The following is a 1,819-nucleotide window of genomic DNA, read 5'->3' on the forward strand; positions in this document are numbered from 1 at the left end:
ACGAGTTTATCCCACTGGCCCAGGCAATAGTAAATCGCCTGCCCAAAGGAACTTTTGGGCAGTACCCGGGCTTTTTGGTTTTTAAGCCACGCCAAAAAGGCGTCCAGCACGGGCCGGCTGCGCACCTGGCGGATTTGATAGCGTTCTTCCGGTGTTGCCTCTTTCAACTCGCGCTCTATGGCAAAGAGCCGGTTGCAGAACTCCAGCCCCTCCCGGGCGGCTACGGGTGCATTGCGTTTATCTTCCGGCAGGGCCTTTAATGCTTCGTCGAACTTGCGCCGGGCATGGGCCCAGCAGCCGACCAGGGTGACATCTGGAAGTTCATTGTAGCCGGCATAGCCGTCAACGTGCAAATAACCCTTAAAACCTGACAGGAAGCGGCGGGGGTGTTTGCCGGCCCGGGTGGTCTGGTAGTCGTAAAGGATGATGGGGGGACCGTCCCGCCCGGTACGGTAAAGCCAAAGATAAGACTTAGTGGTAGCTTCCCTTCCAGGTTCCTGAAGCACTTGTAAGGTCGTCTCGTCAGCATGGAGGATATCTCTTTTAAGCAGGTGTTCATGGAGGCGGTCGTAAATAAGGGTTAACCAGGTGTTGGCTCCATGGAGCACCCAGTTGGCCATTGTCTGCCGGGAAAGGTCTATCCCCAAACCTTTAAACTGCTGCTCCTGGCGGTAGAGTGGTAACCCTGCTCCATATTTCTGGGTCATGATGTAGGCCATGAGGGAGGGGGATACCAGGCTGCCGGGAAGCACGGGAGCCGGCATCGGCGCCGTGACAACCGGGGTGGTTATTTCTTCCCGCTCGCAGTGGCGGCAGGAATAGACGTAGCGCACATGCTTAACCACTTTCACCTGGGCCGGGATGACCTTGAGTTCCTGCCGCACCTCGGTGCTCATTTCATGCAAAGGGCCGCCGCAGCACGGGCAGACCCGTTCTTCTTCCGGCAGGCGGTGCTCTACTACTTCTACCGGCAGATCTTCCAGGTTCATCTCCCGGCGGCCGCGCCCTTTGCGGCGCTGGTAGGTGATGGTTTCCAAATCCGGCTCAGGTGCCTCCGGCCGGGCTTCCACTTCCGCCTCATTAAAAAGCAAGAGCTGCTCTTGTAAAGGTGTGGTCCGTTCGCTGGAAACACCGAATTGCCGCTTCTTGCTTAAACGGAACTGCTCCATAAACCAGTTTAGCTTGGCGGTCAGTTCAGCATTTTGTTGTTCCAGCTGTCTACACTGCTTTTCCAGCTGCAGGCAGTGGTTTTGTAACTCTTCTATGGTCATGACGGCGATAGATTGCGAAGTGTTCATGCTTTAATGATTCGACGAATCGCGTCGAATTCCTCTAGAATCAACCACAAACAGAAAATATTTCTTTCTAGTGCTTTATATTACAAGATGGTGCGCGCTTTTACCTCGGGATGGGCTTGGGGCTGTTTTAAGGGGAGGCCGTCAAGCAGCCAGCGCAGCTCCCGGCGGCTTATGGTGATGGTTGCAGAAGTGGTATCTTGAGGCCAGGGAAATTTGCCCTTCTCCAGCCGGCGGTAATAAAGCCAGAACCCATTATGCTCCCAGTGGAGGATCTTTAGTTTATCCCGCTGGCGGTTACAGAAAACGAAAAGGCAGGAAGTGAAAGGGTCTAATTCAAACCCTTCCTTGACCAGCACCGCCAGGCCGTCAATGGACTTGCGCAGGTCAGTGGCGCCGCAGGCGAGATAAACCCGGTCGATGCCAGCTTCGTTTAGCATATCGCTACCAGCACCCGGACTACCTGGGCGAGCAAGGCCGGATCAAAACCGGGTCTTACCTCGATGCTGGCCGGTCCTATTTTG

General features: G+C 55.3%; 2 protein-coding genes. Both read right to left on the bottom strand.

All coding sequences use genetic code 11. The features are described from left to right. On the bottom strand, positions 1–1,298 hold a 1,298-nt coding region (gene tnpC, locus MOMUL_RS15110), incomplete at its 3' end, for an IS66 family transposase (RefSeq protein WP_407937698.1). Between the two features lie 80 nt (positions 1,299–1,378). Beyond that, positions 1,379–1,735: an IS66 family insertion sequence element accessory protein TnpB gene (gene tnpB, locus MOMUL_RS15115; RefSeq protein WP_062286232.1), complete on the bottom strand. Its 357-nt coding sequence runs from the start codon at positions 1,733–1,735 to the stop codon at positions 1,379–1,381. Positions 1,736–1,819 lie beyond the last annotated feature (84 nt).

It is taken from the genome of Moorella mulderi DSM 14980 (assembly GCF_001594015.1).
GTDB classification, from domain to species: domain Bacteria; phylum Bacillota; class DSM-521; order Neomoorellales; family Neomoorellaceae; genus Neomoorella; species Neomoorella mulderi.

Excerpts from the sequence above, each read along its gene's own strand:
- tnpB (WP_062286232.1), bottom strand. The coding sequence starts at position 1,735 with ATGCTAAACGAAGCTGGCATCGACCGGGTTTATCTCGCCTGCGGCGCC.